The organism is Paraburkholderia sp. PGU19 (assembly GCF_013426915.1).
In the GTDB taxonomy this organism is placed as follows: Bacteria; Pseudomonadota; Gammaproteobacteria; order Burkholderiales; family Burkholderiaceae; genus Paraburkholderia.
Genome location: NZ_AP023180.1, coordinates 2,523,908 through 2,541,404 on the forward strand (window position 1 = coordinate 2,523,908; position 17,497 = coordinate 2,541,404).

Annotated in this window: 20 protein-coding genes and 1 pseudogene; 12 read left to right on the top strand and 9 right to left on the bottom strand. The window is 62.4% G+C overall.

Going from position 1 to position 17,497, the window contains the following annotated elements; translation table 11 throughout:
• Nucleotides 1–102 precede the first annotated feature (102 nt).
• Entirely contained in the window at nt 103–1,134 is a 1,032-nt protein-coding gene (locus H1204_RS28960; RefSeq protein WP_180731885.1) for a nitroreductase family protein, read from the bottom strand.
• Between the two features lie 103 nt (nt 1,135–1,237).
• A pseudogene (locus tag H1204_RS28965) lies at nt 1,238–1,444 on the bottom strand (LuxR C-terminal-related transcriptional regulator); the annotation flags it as partial.
• A gap of 189 nt (nt 1,445–1,633) precedes the next feature.
• Between H1204_RS28965 and H1204_RS28970 the strand changes: the two are divergent.
• From H1204_RS28970 to H1204_RS28985, 4 genes are all read left to right on the top strand, one after another.
• Nucleotides 1,634–2,092: a universal stress protein gene (locus tag H1204_RS28970; protein WP_180731887.1), complete on the top strand. Its 459-nt coding sequence runs from the start codon at nt 1,634–1,636 to the stop codon at nt 2,090–2,092.
• Between the two features lie 127 nt (nt 2,093–2,219).
• Nucleotides 2,220–2,390 carry a hypothetical protein gene (locus H1204_RS28975; protein ID WP_180731888.1) on the top strand — a complete coding sequence of 57 codons (171 nt, stop codon included), beginning with the start codon at nt 2,220–2,222 and terminating at the stop codon, nt 2,388–2,390.
• Nucleotide 2,391: 1 nt separating this feature from the next.
• Complete coding sequence (locus H1204_RS28980) at nt 2,392–3,138, top strand: beta-ketoacyl-ACP reductase (RefSeq protein ID WP_180731889.1); 747 nt, start codon at nt 2,392–2,394, stop codon at nt 3,136–3,138.
• A 51-nt stretch (nt 3,139–3,189) separates the two neighbouring features.
• Nucleotides 3,190–3,720 carry a flavodoxin gene (locus H1204_RS28985; RefSeq protein ID WP_180731890.1) on the top strand — a complete coding sequence of 177 codons (531 nt, stop codon included), beginning with the start codon at nt 3,190–3,192 and terminating at the stop codon, nt 3,718–3,720.
• A 91-nt stretch (nt 3,721–3,811) separates the two neighbouring features.
• Here H1204_RS28985 and adhP read toward each other — a convergent pair whose 3' ends face one another.
• Both adhP and H1204_RS52705 read right to left on the bottom strand, forming a co-directional pair.
• Entirely contained in the window at nt 3,812–4,837 is a 1,026-nt protein-coding gene (gene adhP / locus H1204_RS28990) for an alcohol dehydrogenase AdhP (protein WP_180731891.1), read from the bottom strand.
• Between the two features lie 97 nt (nt 4,838–4,934).
• Nucleotides 4,935–5,066 carry a hypothetical protein gene (locus tag H1204_RS52705; RefSeq protein ID WP_274608222.1) on the bottom strand — a complete coding sequence of 44 codons (132 nt, stop codon included), beginning with the start codon at nt 5,064–5,066 and terminating at the stop codon, nt 4,935–4,937.
• 203 nt (nt 5,067–5,269) lie between these two features.
• Between H1204_RS52705 and H1204_RS52710 the strand changes: the two genes are divergently transcribed.
• The 5 genes from H1204_RS52710 (at nt 5,270) to H1204_RS29010 (ending at nt 8,791) form a co-directional block, all read left to right on the top strand.
• Nucleotides 5,270–5,404 carry a hypothetical protein gene (locus H1204_RS52710; RefSeq protein ID WP_274608223.1) on the top strand — a complete coding sequence of 45 codons (135 nt, stop codon included), beginning with the start codon at nt 5,270–5,272 and terminating at the stop codon, nt 5,402–5,404.
• Nucleotides 5,404–5,859 carry a hypothetical protein gene (locus tag H1204_RS28995; RefSeq protein WP_180731892.1) on the top strand — a complete coding sequence of 152 codons (456 nt, stop codon included), beginning with the start codon at nt 5,404–5,406 and terminating at the stop codon, nt 5,857–5,859. The genes H1204_RS52710 and H1204_RS28995 overlap by 1 nt, the downstream gene beginning before the upstream one ends.
• Nucleotides 5,860–6,100: 241 nt before the next feature.
• Nucleotides 6,101–6,946, top strand: a complete 846-nt coding sequence (locus H1204_RS29000) for a potassium channel family protein (protein ID WP_180731893.1) — start codon at nt 6,101–6,103, stop codon at nt 6,944–6,946.
• A gap of 327 nt (nt 6,947–7,273) precedes the next feature.
• Complete coding sequence (locus H1204_RS29005; protein WP_243468696.1) at nt 7,274–8,278, top strand: universal stress protein; 1,005 nt, start codon at nt 7,274–7,276, stop codon at nt 8,276–8,278.
• Between the two features lie 36 nt (nt 8,279–8,314).
• Nucleotides 8,315–8,791, top strand: coding sequence for a universal stress protein (locus H1204_RS29010; RefSeq protein ID WP_180731895.1), 477 nt, complete (start codon nt 8,315–8,317; stop codon nt 8,789–8,791).
• Between the two features lie 46 nt (nt 8,792–8,837).
• Here the strand turns inward: H1204_RS29010 and H1204_RS29015 are convergent, their stop codons facing one another.
• From H1204_RS29015 to H1204_RS29025, 3 genes are read right to left on the bottom strand one after another with little or no spacing between them, the layout of a single operon-like run.
• Entirely contained in the window at nt 8,838–11,252 is a 2,415-nt protein-coding gene (locus H1204_RS29015) for a serine hydrolase (protein ID WP_180731896.1), read from the bottom strand.
• Nucleotides 11,207–12,469, bottom strand: coding sequence for a putative glycoside hydrolase (locus H1204_RS29020; RefSeq protein ID WP_180731897.1), 1,263 nt, complete (start codon nt 12,467–12,469; stop codon nt 11,207–11,209). Before H1204_RS29020 ends, H1204_RS29015 begins: the two co-directional genes overlap by 46 nt.
• Nucleotides 12,466–13,368: a polysaccharide deacetylase family protein gene (locus H1204_RS29025; RefSeq protein WP_346015751.1), complete on the bottom strand. Its 903-nt coding sequence runs from the start codon at nt 13,366–13,368 to the stop codon at nt 12,466–12,468. Before H1204_RS29025 ends, H1204_RS29020 begins: the two co-directional genes overlap by 4 nt.
• A 263-nt stretch (nt 13,369–13,631) precedes the next feature.
• Here H1204_RS29025 and H1204_RS29030 point away from each other — a divergent pair, with 263 nt between their 5' ends.
• Nucleotides 13,632–14,069, top strand: a complete 438-nt coding sequence (locus tag H1204_RS29030) for an Hsp20/alpha crystallin family protein (RefSeq protein WP_180731898.1) — start codon at nt 13,632–13,634, stop codon at nt 14,067–14,069.
• Between the two features lie 154 nt (nt 14,070–14,223).
• Here the strand turns inward: H1204_RS29030 and H1204_RS29035 are convergent, their stop codons facing one another.
• Nucleotides 14,224–14,820: a rhomboid family intramembrane serine protease gene (locus tag H1204_RS29035; protein ID WP_180731899.1), complete on the bottom strand. Its 597-nt coding sequence runs from the start codon at nt 14,818–14,820 to the stop codon at nt 14,224–14,226.
• Nucleotides 14,821–14,981: 161 nt separating this feature from the next.
• Here H1204_RS29035 and H1204_RS29040 point away from each other — a divergent pair, with 161 nt between their 5' ends.
• Together H1204_RS29040 and H1204_RS29045 are read left to right on the top strand one after the other, a co-directional pair.
• Nucleotides 14,982–15,632 (top strand): BON domain-containing protein, encoded by a 651-nt coding sequence (locus tag H1204_RS29040; RefSeq protein WP_180731900.1) that lies wholly within the window; start codon nt 14,982–14,984, stop codon nt 15,630–15,632.
• A gap of 64 nt (nt 15,633–15,696) precedes the next feature.
• The gene (locus H1204_RS29045; protein WP_180731901.1) at nt 15,697–15,936 is read left to right on the top strand and encodes a hypothetical protein; all 240 of its coding nucleotides are present in this window, start codon (nt 15,697–15,699) and stop codon (nt 15,934–15,936) included.
• A 97-nt stretch (nt 15,937–16,033) separates the two neighbouring features.
• On the opposite strand, the gene H1204_RS29050 is transcribed toward H1204_RS29045, so the two are convergent.
• Entirely contained in the window at nt 16,034–17,398 is a 1,365-nt protein-coding gene (locus tag H1204_RS29050) for an MBL fold metallo-hydrolase (RefSeq protein WP_180731902.1), read from the bottom strand.
• Nucleotides 17,399–17,497 lie beyond the last annotated feature (99 nt).

Below are 17,497 nucleotides of genomic sequence, written 5' to 3' on the forward strand. Positions count from 1 at the left end.
CACGCAAAGTATATGAGGGGACGTGCATGAATCACGGCAAGAACTCCTTTTGTTTATCCAGGATTTTTTCTGTTTCGATCACCGAAGGACAATTCAGCGACGTCAGTCGACGACATCCGACAAAGCTCGCCGCGGCGAATGCTCCGCATGTGGGCCACGGCCAACGCGCAGCAGCAACTGCGGCACGGCATCGACCTTCAACAGGACCTTGAGCTGTTCGCGCAACGTGGCGACTTCGATGGGCTGATTCAGATACGACGCCGTCAACCCTTTGGACGCTGCAACAAGCAACATACGTTGAAGTGCCTGCCCTGCAGCCAGCCACGCCTCGCTGTCGTCACGCATCGTGGCAATACCTACGAGAAGGGGGGAGCCTTCGACGAGCCGTTGATGCGTGGCGGGTGTCCCGGCACCGACGTCGAATACGCGAACCACTGACGCCATTAGCGGCATTGCAAAATCGAGCAGACCGCCGACGGCCGTTCCGTACGCCGGCATGCCGTCGGCGAGCCGGCGCGGATGAATCCAGCTTGCGAGTTCGCGACGAAAGCGCGGATCGGCAAACTGTATTCTGTCGGCTTCCGCGATCAGCGATGCGATGGACTGGCGGGAAGACTCCTCGTCTACGCAGATTGCAATGGCGCCTTCCGCGTCGCATGCGGCCATCATCTCGTTCTTGAAGGACTCGGCGATGGATTCATTGGCGAAGGGAGCACGGGTCGTCACGCGTTTCGCTACCGCACTGAACAGATTCGCCAGGGAAGCGTCGCGGGCCCCTTTAGTGGTGACCTTGATGCGCGCGACGATATCGGGATCAAAGTCCGATGGGAACACGCTAATCGAATAGGCGAGTCCGAAATGACTCAGCGCGACGCGCAAATTGAATAACGCCGCGCCACAACTGATGAGCATCTCGCGATCGAATGGATCGACGACGGGCAACGCGCGTGTGCGGTCGGCACAGAGCTGGACGGTGTCCTCATCGACAATGAATCGCCAGGGTTGCGCGTTGTGATTCGAAGGGGCAAGCACGGCATATTGCAGTGCGAAGCGGATCTGTTCCTTCATCGGCGCGAGGGCGTCGAACAGGTGCTCGTCGATCTGCCACGCAGACGTGGACACGGGCGCGCTCATGGGAATGTTCCTTTCAATCCTTGATGGACTTTCATTCATCGTGGCACGCAACGTGGCGGAGCATTTGAGGCAGATCAATCGACGTGTTGCAAGTGCTCACCTTTTAGAGATCGTCCTCGTCGTCGCTGAGCTTGTGGCGGATCGCATAGCGTACGAGGGCGTTTTCGCTGGGCATTTCCATCTTCTCGAGTATGTGGGTCTTGTGAGTGCTGACAGTCTTGACGCTCAGGCGGAGTTCATTCGCAATCCCGGTGATGCTTTGACCGGCGACGATACGGTGGAATATTTCGTACTCGCGGTCGGAAAGCCGTGACGGCGCTGACCAGTTCGCTGCTCGCGCATTCTTTTGTGAGGTGGCCTGAGAAAACGTCAGCATGCGCGCCTGCCGTCCGGGCAGCCGTTGACGTGAGTCAATTTCAATTGAGCGCGTTGAACCACACTGTCAATTACCTTCACTCATCGCCTTGACGGGCGACGACAAACTGGACGGAGGTTGACCATGTATGAACGAATCGTCGTCGCACTCGACGACAGCGCCTGCGCGCAGCGCGCGCTAGGAGAGGCCGTGCGGCTGGCACAACTGTCGCACGGGGTCGTGGAGGTGCTGTCCGTCGTGGATAGGGGCAAGTGGCCGGCGGAAGGCGACACGGTATACGCACTCGAACCTGAAACCCGCATCGCTGCGAGCATTGCCGGCCAGATATTGGAAGGGGCGGAGCAAGTCTTGCGCGAAGCCGGCGTGCGCGGAACGGTGCGGGCGATCGACGCATACGATGAGAACGTTTCCGCAGTACTGGCGCGGGCCGCCGACGAATGTGATGCCGACGTCATCGTGATTGGCACGCATGGAAGGCGTGGTACGCGGCGGCTTTTGCTTGGCAGTGTCGCCGAGTCGCTCCTGCGTGCTACGCAACGGCCGGTGTTGGTCGTGCGGCACGATTCGGCCCATCTCGCGTGATGTAAGGCGGCCGATGTTTTCGGCATGGTGCGGGAAGGCGGCTTGATTCAGGTCAATCCGTACCGGTGATGCGCGACTAGATTAGCTAAAAGAGCTTTTGCGATTCACCGACTGTGGAGCATGGATCATGAAGCGGGAAACCCCGTTGCAGAAACTTCCCGGCGTCGAGGCGCCGATCGCCAGCTTGAGTGCGTGGTCGCGCGCCTATCAGGACGCGATCATGCGTGGCGCTGCGCCTTCGCATGATGAGCGTGTCACTCAATCGCCTGCACGTCAGGCCGCTGGAGCGGGAGCCTGACATGGAAAAAGGACGTGTGGCTTTTGTCACGGGCGGCATGGGCGGGCTTGGGGCGGCGATCAGCAGGGCGTTGCACGATGCCGGCATCACCGTGGCCATGTCGTACTCGACACGCAACGATCACGTGGCGACGTGGCTGATGAAGGAACGTGATCAGGGTCGTCACTTTCACGCGTACGAAGCCGATGTCAGCGATTTCGATTCGTGCGAACGCTGCGCGAAGCGCGTACTCGATGAATTGAAGAAGGTGGATATCCTGATCAACAACGCCGGCATCACACGCGATATGACGTTCGCCCGCATGACCAAAGCGGATTGGGATGCCGTGCTGCGCACCGATCTCGATGGACTGTTCAACATGTCCAAGCAGTTTCTGCCAGGGATGATCGAGCGCGGCTATGGACGTATCATCAACGTCAGTTCGGTGAATGGTTCGCGGGGCGCGTTCGGACAGGTTAATTATTCGGCTGCGAAGTCTGGCGTGCATGGCTTCACGAAGTCGTTGGCGCTGGAAGTCGCGAAGCGCGGCATCACCGTGAACACCGTGTCGCCGGGTTATCTGGCAACGGCGATGGTTCAGGCCGTTCCTCACGACATCATGGAATCAAAGATTCTGCCGCAGATACCCGTTGGGCGGCTCGGACGCCCGGAAGAGATCGCAGCACTCGTGGCGTTTCTCTGCTCCGATGAAGCGGCGTTCATGACGGGCGCCAATCTCGCGATAAACGGCGGCATGCACATGGAGTGAATCCGGCGTTGCCGTTATCGCCGATCACCGCCACGACCCATGGAGACCAACGTGTCAGAACCTCGCAGCACGATACTCGTGGTGTACTACTCGCGCACCGGCACGACGCGTCGAATCGCGGAGATGCTGGCGGCGGAACTGGGCGCCGATATCGAGCCTATCTGTGAGCAGGGTGCGAACGTGTCGCGCGCCGGGTCGCGCGGCTACCTGCGTTCGCTGATCGACGCGCTGTGCCGGCGTCGGGTCAGGATCACGCCTGCGATGCATGATCCGTCGTGCTATGAAATGGTCGTGGTGGGTTCTCCTGTGTGGGCGAGTCACGCTTCGGCTCCCGCGTTGGCATGGCTCGCGGAACACGGCGAGCAGATCCGGCACGTCGCGCTGTTCTGCTGTCTGGGCGGCCGCGGTGCGGGGCCGGCGTTGCAGCAGCTGGCCGGCGCGGCGCGAAAAACGCCTGTGGCAACCTGTGCGATCACGACGCATGACTTGCATGAACGTCTTGATGGCGACCTGCGTCAGAGCTTCGCGCGGAAAATCAGGCACAAGCTGGCGACCCGGCTGGAAACGGAATGGGGTGTTTGAAAGGGTGAAGGACGGCACGTGTCGAGCAGTATGGGACAAGGACAGGCGTCGCGGATTCCTGCGCCACGCCTGTCCTGTCCCGCGCGCCGCGCTAGTCGAGCGCCAGCACGACGCGCCCGTCGACGGTTCCCTCACGCAATTGCCCGAGCACGTTGTTGATGTTCTCGAGGCGATCGCGCTGGATATGTGCGCGAACGCTGCCTTGCGCGGCGAAATCGAGCGACTCCTGCAAATCGCGTCGTGTGCCGACAATCGATCCGCGCACCGTAATGCCATTGAGCACGGTCGAGAAGATCGGTAACGGAAAGTCGCCGGGCGGCAGGCCGTTCAACGCGACCGTTCCCCCACGCCGCACCATGCCGAGTGCCTGTGCAAAGGCGCTTCGCGATACGGCTGTCACCAGCACGCCGTGCGCTCCACCGATTTCCTTTTGAATAGTGGCCGCGGGGTCCGTGGTGTTCGCATTGATCGTCAGCTTCGCACCCAGTTTGCGTGCGAGCGCCAGTTTCTCGTCGGAGATGTCGACGGCGACGACGTGCAGGCCCATCGCGATCGCATACTGCACGGCCACGTGACCCAAGCCGCCAATGCCTGAGATGGATAACCACTGGCCAGGGCGCGTGTCCGTCACGCGGATGCCTTTATACACCGTGACACCGGCGCAGAGAATCGGCGCGATTTCGTCGAATGCGATGTTATCGGGCAGATGTCCGACGTAGTTCGGATCGGCGAGCACGTATTCCGCATATCCGCCGTTGACCGAGTAGCCGGTGTTTTGCTGGTCGTGACACAGCGTTTCCCAGCCGCTCAGGCAATGCTCGCAGTAGCCGCAGGCCGTATAGAGCCAGGGCACGCCCACGCGGTCGCCTTCCTTGACGTTCCTCACGCCGCTGCCGACCTCGGCGACATAGCCCACGCCCTCATGACCAGGAATGAACGGCAAGGACGGCTTGACGGGCCAGTCTCCGTCGGCGGCATGCAGATCGGTATGACACACGCCGGACGCCTTGATGTTGACCAGAATCTGGCCCGGCCCGACTTCGGGAACCGGGACTTCCTCGATACTCAGCGGCGCACCGAATTGATGGACGACGGCGGCCTTCATGTAACGCGTCATGTGATCCTCCTTCATAAAGTCACTGCTACAACATGGATCGATAATACTAGTAGCGGCTGGCACGCGGCACGAAGGCGCGTCGTGCGCTCAAACCGCGCTAGACGCGCAGCGAGCCGCGAAATGCACCGAAGTCCGTGCGTGAAGGGCGACGCGCGGGCGAACGGTCGAGGGGCTGGTCTGCATTGGCATGAAACGCTTGCGCGAAGTTGAATAGAATGGACTTCGTCATCGTGCATTGCTCGTGTGAGCCCCATCCTGTCGAGAGTAGAACGGTTGGCGCTCTGTCCGTTGATCCCTGTCAACCCGTTCACGAATAGAACCGGTTTCCAGCGGTATTCGAGGGAATCGGAGGCTCTTTGACCAGGATCAGTTGTGACACGTCGCGGGCCGTTATCTTGAAGGGGTTCATGAATTCGCTGCGGAGCAGAAAACGTGTCGATCCAGCATGGTCAACCCGACGAACTGAACGGACAAGCCGTCGCGGCTGATGAGATCACTTACGAGATCGTCGACCTCGCGACGACAGCAGCACGGGCGCCACTGCAATTGGGCGCGCAGGGGGCGTGATGGCACGGATGAACATCGGGCTGTGCATCGCTCTCGTCGGTTTGGCATGGCTTGCTGCGTGCGCAACGGCCTCGCGCGACACGGCGTTCCGTGCCGAAGAAGTCGAACTCTTCCATGCTCGCCAGGAAGCGAGCATTGTCTGCACCACGGCGCCCGCCTGCGACGAAGCGTGGGCGCGCACGAGAACGTTCATCGCAGCGCATTCGGCGACGCGGATCGTGCAGGCCGACGATGCCGTGATTCAGACCGCGTTTCCGCATGCGTTCGGCTATGTCTATCTGGCCGCGTCGAAAGACGCCGACGGCAACGGCGGGGCGGCCATCCGGCTGAAGGCGATGTGCCGCGGAATGTACGACAGCGACGGTAATGCCGGGCTGCTGTATGCGACATGCGCAAAGTCGGTCATTTCGGTGGAGGCGGGTTTCAGGGCGTGGCTGGAGAAGCGGGGCGAATGATCCCAGTTCTGCCGAAACCAACGTTTCGCGGGCGCCGCCCGCCTTCGCCCGCGATGGGCACACGGCTGTTTCGCAGTTGGGGCGCGACAGGGGCTCCTGATCTGAATCAAGCGATGCATCGGGGCATGGGATAGGCTCACAGATAGGCTCACAAACAGCGACACCGGGATGTTGCTGGCACGCCAGCCTGAAGGCGGCGGCACCCGATGTCAGACAGCGTTATTTCTCACTTTTTTGCGCGATGGTTAGCGGCCTCGACTTTTTCACGATCGGCGGCGCGGATTCGCATGACGGTGCGCGCGCCGTTCACGCGTGGCGCGTTATCCGCTGGCTTCTGTGCGGATGGAGCCTGCTTGCCATCCCCGCGTTCTATGGCGAACTCACGGCGACTTCACCGGGCGCGCTGGCGATTGCGCGAAGCCTGTACCTGTGCATGTTCGCCGGCTTCGCAATCTGCCTGCTGTGGATGTTTCACGCGAGCAGGAAGCCTAAGGCATGGCTCGCGCACAATCGCCTCGACGTGACGATCATGATCGGCGCCGCATTCAGCGCAGGGTGGGGAGCGCCGCCCTGGCAGACGGTCGAATGGGTATTGCGTCTGCTCTTCGCGAGCCTCGTTGCGATCCGCATCGTCCTGTCGTTGAAAGGTTATTTCGCACCCAACCGGCTCATCGGTCTGCTGATCGCGGGTGCCGCCGTGCTCGCCATGGCGGGCGCGGGATTCCTCTGGCTCGAACCGAGGGTCCACAACTACGCCGAGGGTCTCTGGCTCGCGTTCGAAAGCAGCGCGACGGTCGGTTATGGGGATATCGCGCCGACCACGCCCGCATCGCGCGTGTTTGCCGTGTTCGTCGTATTGCTGGGGTACGGCATGCTCTCGCTGGTCTTTGCCAGCATTGCGGCCACGTTGATCGGCAAGGAGGAACGGGCGCTGCGCCACGAAATGCACCGCGACATCAAACATCTGAACGCAGAAATTGATCAACTGCGCGCAGAGCTGCGGGCATTGCGCGAGAGCCTGGTTCCATCAGGCGATGCGATCACTGAAGCAGAAGCGCGCCATCCCGCACTGCGAGATAAGCACTGAACAAGAAGTGGCGCAACGGTCTTCATTCGTCGTCGCGCCGGATGAACCGTTCACACGCCGCGAAACTGCGGAACAGGACGACGCGTGTTGCCGTGTGCCCGGTGCGATAACCGTAGCTTCGGTATCGACTCTAAACCGCGCTTCCCCCTTGTCGCTTGAGGCACATCAAGACCTGGGTTTCGCGCTGGCTTCAGCGTGGCGCGGATAAGGACGTGCACCACGACGACCGTTGATTCAGGTCAATCCCGCAGCCGCTCCAGCATCGAATATAGAAACATCCATGGCGCACACGCCAGCAACGGCATGAGACACGCGATGAACGGAAAAATGGCAAGTGAAACAGAATCGGTCGCGTTTAAACGGGTACTGATTGCCGCGGAAGGCGGCGCGGGCCTCGTCCCATTGACGCGCTTCGCGTTGCGATTTGCAGCGCAGGCCGCGCTGGTGCGGCTGGTCGATGTGATCTGCAACCCCGCCGCGCTCGTCCCAACCCTTCTCCTGTCATACCCGGACTGGAGCGAAGCCCATCGCGCGATGCTGCATGCAGCAAAGACACGTCTCGCTCAGGCTGCACATGAAGCCACAGAATTCGTTGCGCGGCCGGAAACCGATCTGATCGACCTCACCGAACTGCATCGTCAAGCGGCCGACGCGTTAGGCGACGCAGCCCGGAAATGGCACACGGACCTGATCGCCGTCGCTTCGCACCCACGCAGTCATCGTTGGGCGTGCAGGCTCGATCCCGAGGAACTCGTCGCCGTGTCGCATTGCCCGGTGCTGCATGTGCCGACCGCGTGCCTCGCGGGTGCAGACGCGGCCGTGGCGCGCGTGCTCGTGGCTGTCGACGGGTCGGACGCTTCCATGCTGGCGCTGCGTCTTGCGTCGCGGATCGTGCCCACGGGCGCCACGTTCAGGGTGATCTATGTGACGGACGGCCGCGCCCATCTGAGGGACCTGTTGCCGCGCGGCTTTTTCCGTCACGACGGCACGCGCGTGCTGGCCGCCGCCGAAGCAGTGATGAAGAGCGCTTCGCTCCCGGTAGAAGCCACAGTCGCCGAAACGGACCTCGAATATGACGACGTCGCCAGCGTCATTCTGCGCGAAGCGAGACAGTGGCGGGCCGACCTCGTGGTGATGTCGTCCAGCAGCCGACCGATGCTCCGGCATCCTCTGCCGGGACATGTCGTCGCGCACACACTGCGCGATGCCGAGTGTCCCGTGCTTATCTGTCCGCTCTTGACTGAGCAGGCGCTGCGTGCCGACACAAGAAGTGACGGCGGGCAGCCGGCGGAATCGGAGGGCGCCGTGTCGCCACCGCCCATGTTCCTTTGAATTGTGGTTCGTACTGTCATTTAGGAGGAGTTCACCATGTACAAGCGGATTATGGTTGCGCTGGACGGCAGCAAGTCGGGCGAGCGCGTGCTGGAAGAGGCTGTGAAAATGGCGAGTCTCACGCAGGGAACCATTCTCGCCGTCTATGTCGTCGACAAGACACCGCTGTTCGGCTATGCCGGATACTACGACCCGATCGCCCTTGTCGACGCCTTGCGCAAGGATGGCCGCGAGACGCTCCAGAACGCGGAGGCGGCATGCAAGGCAGCGGGCGTTGCATGCGAACCGGAACTGATCGAAACCGAGCGGCTTTCCGAAGACGTCGCCGAAACGCTTCGACATTACGCGGCGCGGACGCGCGTGGAACTGGCCGTGCTCGGCACGCATGGCCGTCGAGGCGTGCGCCGCGTCGTGCTTGGCAGCGTGGCCGAGCGCTTCGTCCGCTTTGCCGAGTGTCCCGTGTTGCTCGTGCGTGGCGCAGAGCCTGAGCACGAGGTCGGGACGGACGCCTGACGCGAGAGCGCGTCGACCTTGCCGGCAATGCAGGATCGTGCTCGCGCTACTGTGAGTAACGCAGATAGCGTTGCCGAACCGGCCGGAACGCATCTGCTTCGCGAGTCATCAATTCCTGTAACACCGCGGGTCCATCCCCGCGCCCGATCGCCTGCCACATTGCGTCTGAGCCGATCGCATCGCGCGTCGCGGCGATATCGAACGCCTGCGGATATAGGGTGTGCAGGGTTGCGACGATCGCCACGCCAAGACTGCCCGGCATGCGTCCGGATAGGGTCCGCGTGATGCGGATACCGTGACAGGGTTGGCCGCGATAGGTGGATTCGGTCGGCACGAAATCGACGGGTTCGAAGCGGGCGTCGTCGCGCGATCCGTTGAGGGCGGCAGCGAGCCTCGCGCCGTCGATCCACGGCGCGCCGACCCATTCGAACGGATGAGGCGTGCCGCGGCCGACGCTCACATTTGCACCTTCGAGCAGCGCGACGTCAGGATAAAGATCGAGCGCGGACAGCGTACGAAGGTTGGGCGAGATGGGCAGCCAACCGAGCCCCGTGTCCGCGAAACGCATCGATCGCAGGTAGCCTTCCATCGGCACGACACGCAGGTCCGCGCCGATATGGCGTGCGTCGTTGAACAGGCCCGCGAGTTCGCCGGACGTCATGCCGTGTTGCAGCGGCAGCGGGAAATAGCCCGTGAAGCTTTCACGCCCGGCGTCCAGTGACGGCCCGCCGAAGCGGTCGGCGCCAAGCGGATTGGGCCGGTCGAGCACGATCAGCGGAATATGCGCGGCGGCGGCCGCTTCGAGCGCGTAGCCCAGCGTCGTTTCGTACGTGAAGAAGCGCACCCCGGCGTCCTGCAGGTCGAACACGAGCGCGTCGAGCCCGTCGAGCGCACCGGGCGGGAAGCGTTTCGTTTGCCCATACAGGCTATGCACGACGAGGCCACTCGACGGATCGATGCTGTCGCGCACAGGCTCGTCTGCGTCGATGTCGAGTCCGTGTTCGGGTGAAAAAAGCCGGACCAGCGTGACACCCGGCGCGTGCAGCAGCACATCGACTGTTCGCTGGCCGTGCGCGTCGAAACCGGTGCGATTCGTGACCAGACCGATTCGCATGCCCGCGAGCATGCCGAACTGTTGTGCGGCAAGCACGTCGATGCCCGTGCGCACCGGACCTGTTGCAGCTGGCGGGCGCACAGCGTGTTCGAGCGCGTTGTGCGTATCCGGCAGCGCGAGTGCGATCTGCCGCGGCGACACCGGCCCAACGCTACTCGACAGCAACGCGAGCGTCTGCGCACGCAACGCTGCGGCATCGCCGCCATTTATCATATGAACGCGGTTCGTCAACACGATCAGAAAGCGCCGTGTCACGAAATCGATCCATAGCGCCGTTCCCGTGAACCCGGTATGACCGATGGCGCCAATAGGCTGCACACGATAACGATTGGCGGCCAGCGGCGCGTCGAGTTCCCAGCCGAGGCCACGCCACGGCGGCGTTGCGTCAGCCGTGAGCGGCACGGCCATCTTATCGATGCTTTCCTGACGGAGAATGCGAGCGTGGCGGGACATGTTGGGCGCCGCACTGTCGCCGTCCGTCAGCAGGAGCATGCGTGCGAAACGCGCCAGGTCGGCAGCCGTGGAAAAAAGTCCCGCGTTGCCCGCGACGCCCCCGAGCGCACTCGCGAGAGGATCGTGGACGCGGCCCTGGCGCATGCCTTGCGGATCGGAAGTCGTCGGCGCGGCGCGCGCGGAGTGCGCGGCATCGGGCGTGAAGCCGGTGTCCGTCATGCCAAGGGGCGCGAATATGAACTTGCGGCAATATGCGTCGAAGGGCATGCCCGACACGCGCGCGACGAGCACGCCGAGTACGACGAAGTTGACGTCGCTATAGAGGGTGCGCTCGTCCGGCGCGGCGACAGGCCGGATACTGGCGATGTCGCGCAGGAGTTCTGCCGGCATCACGCGATGCGATGTTTCTCCGAGGCCGGGCGGTTCGGCGGGCAAGCCTGACGTATGGGTCAGCAGTTGTTGCACCGTGATCTGCGCCTTGCCGTGCGCGCCGAATGCGGGCCAGTAACGTGCGACGGGCGCGGCAAGATCCAGTTCGCCGCGCTCGGCGAGTTGCATGACGGCAGTCGTCGTCGCGACGACTTTGGTCAGCGACGCGAGATCGAACACGGTGTCAGCCGTCATCGGCTCGATGCGCGGACGCAGCATGCGGTTGCCGTGCACCAGTTGCGACGATGCCCCGTCTGCCGTGCCAGCGAGGATAACGGCGCCTGGAATGCGGCCGTTGGCAATCTCACCCGATACGATCTGCAAAAGCACGGCGCGCGCCGGCTCATCGAACAGCGGCATATCGGCTCTTGCATGCGCGGCAGCCGTCAACGCGATGAACGCAAGCGCACCCAGCGGCCTCAGTGCGGCAATTGCGCGGGATCGTAACGATTGCGGGGATTCCATAACATCCACCCATCCGTATGCTCGGCATCGGCGGCATCGATCTGCGCGCGAATCTCGTCCGCATCGAAGTCGCGGCGATCGAATGCGTAGTCGCGAAAAGCCTGCAGCCACGGGCGAAACCTCACCCCCGGCAACCCGGTCCGGCGCTGCGCTTCAGCGAGTGAGCGGCGCACGATCTGTCCCGGATCGGTGGTCGGCTTCGTGCATCCCGGCAGCCCCCAGGTGAAGCCGGACGGATAGAGCATCGGCGAAATATAGTCGAGCGGCGCGCCGAGCGTTTCGAGTTGCTGGCCAATCGCAGTGTCGTCGAGGTTCCAGCATACGTAGCCGAAAATATCGGCGGACACGAAGACGTTGTAGGGCGCGAGACGGGCGCGAGCGGCCTGGAGAAAACCCGCGATCGCGGCAGTGCGGTTCGCTCGCGTGTTCGGCTCGCTGAAAGTCAGCCCCGCTGCGTCCGGGAAGCGCACATAGTCAAACTGGATTTCGTCGAAACCGAGGCGCGCCGCTTCTTCCGCGACGTCGAGGTTGTGCTTCCAGACTTCGCGGCGAAACGGATCGACCCATTGCAGCTTTTCCCGATCCCGCCAGATGTTGCCCTGCGCGTCCCGAACGGCCCATTCGGGATGGGCGGTGACGAGCGGGTCATCCTTGAAAACGACGATGCGCGCGATCAGGTACAGGCCTTCCTGATGCAGATTCTGCAGCAGCGCGGCCATGTCGTGGACGACGGGTGCGGGCGATGGCGCGTTCGCTGCCGCGCCGGCTATCTCGCGCGCTTCGCTCTCATATGAGGTCAGGCCGCGGTCGCCTTTTGCGTCGATCACCAGTGCATTGACGCCATTTGTTTCCTTGAGCGCCACGGCTGCGTTGCGCAGGCTCGCCGTCGCCACGCCGTAGATGGACAGATAGACGCCCCGTACGCGAAACGGCGTCAGCGCAACCACGATCGGCTGGTTGGAAGTCGCGGTCACGGACGCCGAGCGGTAGCCCGGCGCACGCGCTGCGACAACCCGGACATGGTCGGCGCTGACAAAGGCGCCGTTGGCGTCGGCATACTGGGGTTTGCCGTCGAGGGTCACGGTTGCGTGCGGTATCGGCCGATGCGTTGCTTCATCGACGATTACGCCCTGCACCTCGGACGCCGCGCGCGTCGACGAGATGCCGATGCAGACGAGTAGTGCGGCGCAGTACAGAACGATGCGCGCGCGCTTCATCGGCGAACCTCCGCTGCCTGATCGGCTGGCGTCTCGGGCTCGCCGAGCAGGCGGCCGAGTATGCGCGGCGTCACATCGTCGACCATCAGAAAACGGGGTAGCGCCATTAACGGCGAAGAGGGCCTCACACGCTGCGCATTCAGTGTAAAGGCCGCCACATAGCCCAGCTTGCTCGCGATGCGCACCAGATCGTCGTCGTACAGACCGAAAGGCCAGGCGACCATGTCGACCTGTCCGCCCAGTCTGGACTCGATCAGTTCGCGCGAATGTTGCAACTGCGTGCTGGCGAAACGCTCGAATTCGGCGGGCGCCTGGCGCCGCCGCTCAACGTGGAAGTTCGGATGCCACCAGGTGTGCGATTGAACGTCGAACAGTCCCGTGGCCCGCAAGGTCCGCAATTGTTCCCAGGTCAGCGCATACGATGCGTTCGAAATCGCAGACGGATAGACAAACAGGGTGACGGGCAACTGCTCGCGTTGCGCGATTGGCAGCAGCCTTTGATAGACCGATTCATGGCCATCATCGACGGTCAGCGCGACAGCCTTGCGCGGCAGCGTCGCAGCAGGATCGCGCAGCCAGGTCACGATCGCACGCAGGGGCACGATCTCGTACCCGTGCTGTTTCAGGAAGCGAAGCTGCGCTTCGAAGGTCGTGACGCGCACAGTCATCGAATCATCGGCCGTATCCGAGAAGCGGTGATAGACGAGAATCGCGACGGCCGACACGGCCTCATGCGTGCCTTGCTCTGCGAATGCCGTGGGCGAGGCCAGCAGCGAGACGGTCATCAACATGATCGCGACCAGCAGAAGGAGTGCCGCGCTGCGGTGCATCGCGTGCGGCGCATTGCGCGAACGCGTGAGAGTGCGTGCGTGACGAATGACGGGCGTGATGTGCGACACGACGATTCTCCGCGAAAAGCAGGCGCGATCGCGCTTCGTTCGCGCGACTGCAGTGGACTGTCTGCCCATTTAAGTCGTCTTCCGTGGCTGCTGACTTGATCTGTATCAACAGGGCCCGGACAGTGGCGGCGCGGGGATAAGACATCGGCGTGGATGGCACGCGATTGATCGACATCAAAACCTGTGCCGCGTTATCGAGCATGCTGAACATGTCGCGCTACTGCAAACGATATCCTGGTGAGCTTACCTGAAGGAGAGATGCAATGAGCAATCTGACGCGTTTTGACCCGTTCTCACTGGACCCTGTGGTTTCGGATCTGTTTCAGGGTTTTTTCCGGCCTATGCGATCGCTGGCGACGACGCAGGACGCTGAGCTTGCTTCGATGAAAATCGACGTGACGGAGAACGAGGGTGCCTATACGGTGAAAGCCGAACTGCCGGGCATCGACAAGAAGGATATCGACGTCCAGATTGACGGGCGCATCGTCTCGATCAACGCGAAGGTCGAACGGAACAAGGAAGAGAAGGAGGGCGAGCGCGTAATCCGTCGCGAGCGCTATTCGGGTGCGTTCAGCCGCTCGTTCTCGCTGGCGGGCGAAGTCGACGATACAAAAGCGACGGCTGAGTACAAGGATGGCGTGCTGTCGCTGAGCCTTCCGAAACGGGCGCCGAGTGATCAGAAGCGCATTGCGGTCAACTGATTCAGGGGCGTCATACGACTTGTATTCGTGGGGAAAACCAAGTGCCCTGCGGCACGGGACGGACGGGGATGCAACGCGGGCTTGAATGATAAGCCCGCTTTTTTTTGCATCGTTGTTTAGAGGGCAATGGCAACCCGAGGCCTCGGATCTGACTTCAGTCAAGCGCGTCGTGATGCAGTTTGCGGGACCAGAAGACGATGAGCACAACGGCGCCGACCATGCCGCCCAGATGCGCGAAATGTGCGACACCCGGCGCTGCCCGCGACACCCCCAGCAACAGTTCGATTGCTGCATAACCGGTGGCAAAGAGCCACGCGGGCATCGGAATGGGCGGGAACAGCAGCACGACCCGCCGCTGCGGAAAGATCAGGGCATACGCGACAAGCACACCAAACACCCCGGCAGACGCACCTATGGCCGGATATGCATCGCCTGCAAGCATCAGGCTGGTGAGTAGCTGCGCGACCCCGCCGCACACGACGCTTGCCGCATAGAGCATCAGAGTTCTGCGCGCGCCGAGCACACGTTCCACCTCGCTGCCGAACATGAACAGGCCGAGCATGTTGAACACGAGATGCGTGAGATTGGCATGCAACGCGCTGTATGTCAGAAGCTGCCAGAAGTGGAATACGGGAACGTCGCTGTTCGCCGTCTGCAGCGGCCACAGCGCATAGCGGTCGATCGGCGAATCCGGGCTGGCCGCCTCGATCGCGAATGCGAACACGTTGAGTGCAATCAGGAAGAGTGTCATGGTTGAGTGGCCTTGCGGAGCACAGGTGTACGGCTAACACCTCACTCAGGTTAAGCCCACGAAGTTGCGCTGGATTGATCTGCATCAGCCCGCTTGCCCGGTTGCGGGTCGAAGCTTTCTTCTGGTGGCGCGAGCTACGCTTCGTTTCGAGGAGATGCGCGATGAAATCAGACCGGCAGTTGAAGAAAGAAGTCGAGGAAGAACTGGAGTGGGATCCCGCTGTGACGGCGACGGACATCGGGGTTGAGGTGACCGATCGCGTCGTCACGCTATCCGGTCATCCGCCGAGCTACGCCGAAAAGCTCGCTGCGGAAAAGGCGGCACATCGCGTGGCCGGGGTGCGGGCCGTTGTGGTGGAGATGGAGGTGCGGCTGGCTCAGAAGGACGTGCGCACCGACGAAGACATCGGCAGAGCGGTGCACGATATCGTGCACTGGACGGTCGGCCTGCCCGACGATTCAGTGAAGGTGCAGGTCGAGAAAGGCTGGGTGACGTTGACAGGCGTGGTGGATTGGGCGTACCAGGCGCATGTGGTCGCGCGCGCAATCGGCCACATGCGCGGTGTGCGGGGTGTCCACAACCGGATAGAGGTGCGCGGCAAGGTCGCGTCGGAAGACATCGCCTCAAAGATCGCGCAGGCGATGCAACGGCATGCCGAGCGCGAAGTCAGGCACATCGGCATCGACGTAAAGGATGGAACGGTGACGCTGACAGGCAAAGTCGGTTCTTACGCGGAACGGGCTGTCGCAAGAGGGGCCGCGTGGAGTGCGCCCGGCGTGCGAGCGGTTGTCGACGATATCGTCGTCGAATGACGTCGTGTCTGCCGCAGCCGTGCTTTCCGCGCGGCGCGTGGCTGTGATTCAAAAGGAGCATACGATGGCGATGACGGGAAACGTGCAGGACGGCGCATGGTCTGTGAACGTGCAGACGGAACCTGCCGAAACGGGCGGTTATCAGACGACAATCCACGTCAGGCACTCGTCGCCGGAAGGCGACTTCGAGCATACCTTCTGCCACGGGAGGAAATTCAACTCCGAACGGGATGCTGTGCTCGATGGCCTGCGCGAAGGCACGACGTGGATAGGTCTCAAAATGGCGCGAACCATCAAGATGTGAAGGCGTGGTGCGCAGTCGGTTACGTGGGAACCGCCGGCTGCGAGCGATAAGGCGAAGGAAAGGGCGAAGGCGGCAGCCAGAGCTGCCGCTGTCGTTTCTATAGCCCTTCGAGTTCGACCGATTGCTGATAGACGGGCACCTCGCAGGCCCACCCAAACGTCTCTGCAATGCGCCGCCGCATCGCATCCGCTGCCGCCGGCTCGCCGTGCGTCACGTAAGTACGCGCGGGCGGATCCCGCAGACTCGATAGCCATTGCAGCATTTCACGGTAGTCGGCATGCGCCGACAACGACGTGATCGACACGATATTGGCGCGCACGCGCACATATTCGCCATGCAGCTTGATCGCGCTTTCGTGGGCGGCGAGCGCAGCGCCACGCGTGCCGGCCGCCTGGAAGCCGACGAGCGCGATGGTATTGCGTGGATCGGACGCATAGAGCTGCAGATGATGCAGCACCCGGCCACCCGTCGCCATGCCGCTGCCCGCAATGATCACCATCGGACCGTGCCGGGATGCAATCGCCTTCGACTCTTCGACCGTTCGTGTCATGATCGCGACCTTGTCCATCGCATTCGCTTCGGACATCGTCAGCCGATGTTCGTCGAGGTGCTTGCGGTACACATCCGTGACGCTTGTCGCCATTGGGCTGTCGAGATAGACGGGCACGTTCGCCATGCGGCCGGTCTCCTTCAGCTTCGAGATGTAATAGAGAATTTCCTGTGCGCGCCCAACGGCGAAGCAGGGCATCACCACGACACCGCCTTTGGCGAAGGTCTTGCTGAACATCTGCGCGAGTTCGTCTTCGGGGTCCGTGTCCGGGTGCAGGCGGTCGCCGTAGGTCGATTCGACGACGAGATAGTCCGCATGCATCAGCGGTGTGGGCGCGCGCATGATGGGATCTTCCGGCCGTCCCACATCGCCTGAGAAGGCAAGTACCTTGTGGTTGCGGCACACGACGACACTTCCCGCGCCGAGGATGTGGCCCACCGGCAGGAACCGGAACGTGATGCCATGTGGCAACTCGACGGGGGTGTCGAAAGGGCGCGGCATGAACAGATGCAGCGCGCGTTGGGCGTCTTCGAGCGTGTACAGCGGCAGTGCCGGGTGATGTTTCGAGAAACCGTGCCGGTTTGCAAAATCCGCTTCTTCTTCCTGCAGCCTCGCGCTGTCGCGCAGCATGATTTCGCACAGTGCTGCGGTGCCCGGCGTGCAGTACACGGGACCACGAAAGCCGTTGCGAACCAGCAATGGCAGATAGCCGCTGTGATCGAGATGGGCGTGAGTCAGTATCACGGCGTCGATCGAGTCTGCCGAAACGGGCAGCGGCTCCCAGTTGCGCATCCGCAGATTCTTGACGCCCTGGAAAAGCCCGCAATCGACGAGAATCCGCACGCCGGTTTCTTCAAGCAGATACTTCGAGCCGGTCACGGTTTCGCTCGCACCGAGAAAGGTCAGCTTCATTGCGCCTCCGCGTAGGTGGGCATGGTCACAAGCTCAATTGCACCCGATGTCGCCGCTGTGCCATTGATCCAGGTCAGCAACGCGTCGCGCAGCGGGCGA

Excerpts from the sequence above, each read along its gene's own strand:
- H1204_RS29010 (WP_180731895.1), top strand. The coding sequence starts at position 8,315 with ATGTACAAGCGGATTATGGTTGCGCTGGACGGCAGCAAGTCGGGCGAG.
- H1204_RS29000 (WP_180731893.1), top strand. The coding sequence starts at position 6,101 with ATGGTTAGCGGCCTCGACTTTTTCACGATCGGCGGCGCGGATTCGCAT.
- H1204_RS28970 (WP_180731887.1), top strand. The coding sequence starts at position 1,634 with ATGTATGAACGAATCGTCGTCGCACTCGACGACAGCGCCTGCGCGCAG.
- H1204_RS28980 (WP_180731889.1), top strand. The coding sequence starts at position 2,392 with ATGGAAAAAGGACGTGTGGCTTTTGTCACGGGCGGCATGGGCGGGCTT.
- H1204_RS52705 (WP_274608222.1), bottom strand. The coding sequence starts at position 5,066 with ATGACGAAGTCCATTCTATTCAACTTCGCGCAAGCGTTTCATGCCAAT.
- H1204_RS29050 (WP_180731902.1), bottom strand. The coding sequence starts at position 17,398 with ATGAAGCTGACCTTTCTCGGTGCGAGCGAAACCGTGACCGGCTCGAAG.
- H1204_RS28975 (WP_180731888.1), top strand. The coding sequence starts at position 2,220 with ATGAAGCGGGAAACCCCGTTGCAGAAACTTCCCGGCGTCGAGGCGCCG.
- H1204_RS29035 (WP_180731899.1), bottom strand. The coding sequence starts at position 14,820 with ATGACACTCTTCCTGATTGCACTCAACGTGTTCGCATTCGCGATCGAG.
- H1204_RS29015 (WP_180731896.1), bottom strand. The coding sequence starts at position 11,252 with ATGGAATCCCCGCAATCGTTACGATCCCGCGCAATTGCCGCACTGAGG.
- H1204_RS29005 (WP_243468696.1), top strand. The coding sequence starts at position 7,274 with ATGGCAAGTGAAACAGAATCGGTCGCGTTTAAACGGGTACTGATTGCC.
- H1204_RS29040 (WP_180731900.1), top strand. The coding sequence starts at position 14,982 with ATGAAATCAGACCGGCAGTTGAAGAAAGAAGTCGAGGAAGAACTGGAG.
- H1204_RS28960 (WP_180731885.1), bottom strand. The coding sequence starts at position 1,134 with ATGAGCGCGCCCGTGTCCACGTCTGCGTGGCAGATCGACGAGCACCTG.
- H1204_RS29045 (WP_180731901.1), top strand. The coding sequence starts at position 15,697 with ATGGCGATGACGGGAAACGTGCAGGACGGCGCATGGTCTGTGAACGTG.
- H1204_RS29020 (WP_180731897.1), bottom strand. The coding sequence starts at position 12,469 with ATGAAGCGCGCGCGCATCGTTCTGTACTGCGCCGCACTACTCGTCTGC.
- H1204_RS29030 (WP_180731898.1), top strand. The coding sequence starts at position 13,632 with ATGAGCAATCTGACGCGTTTTGACCCGTTCTCACTGGACCCTGTGGTT.
- adhP (WP_180731891.1), bottom strand. The coding sequence starts at position 4,837 with ATGACGCGTTACATGAAGGCCGCCGTCGTCCATCAATTCGGTGCGCCG.
- H1204_RS28995 (WP_180731892.1), top strand. The coding sequence starts at position 5,404 with ATGGCACGGATGAACATCGGGCTGTGCATCGCTCTCGTCGGTTTGGCA.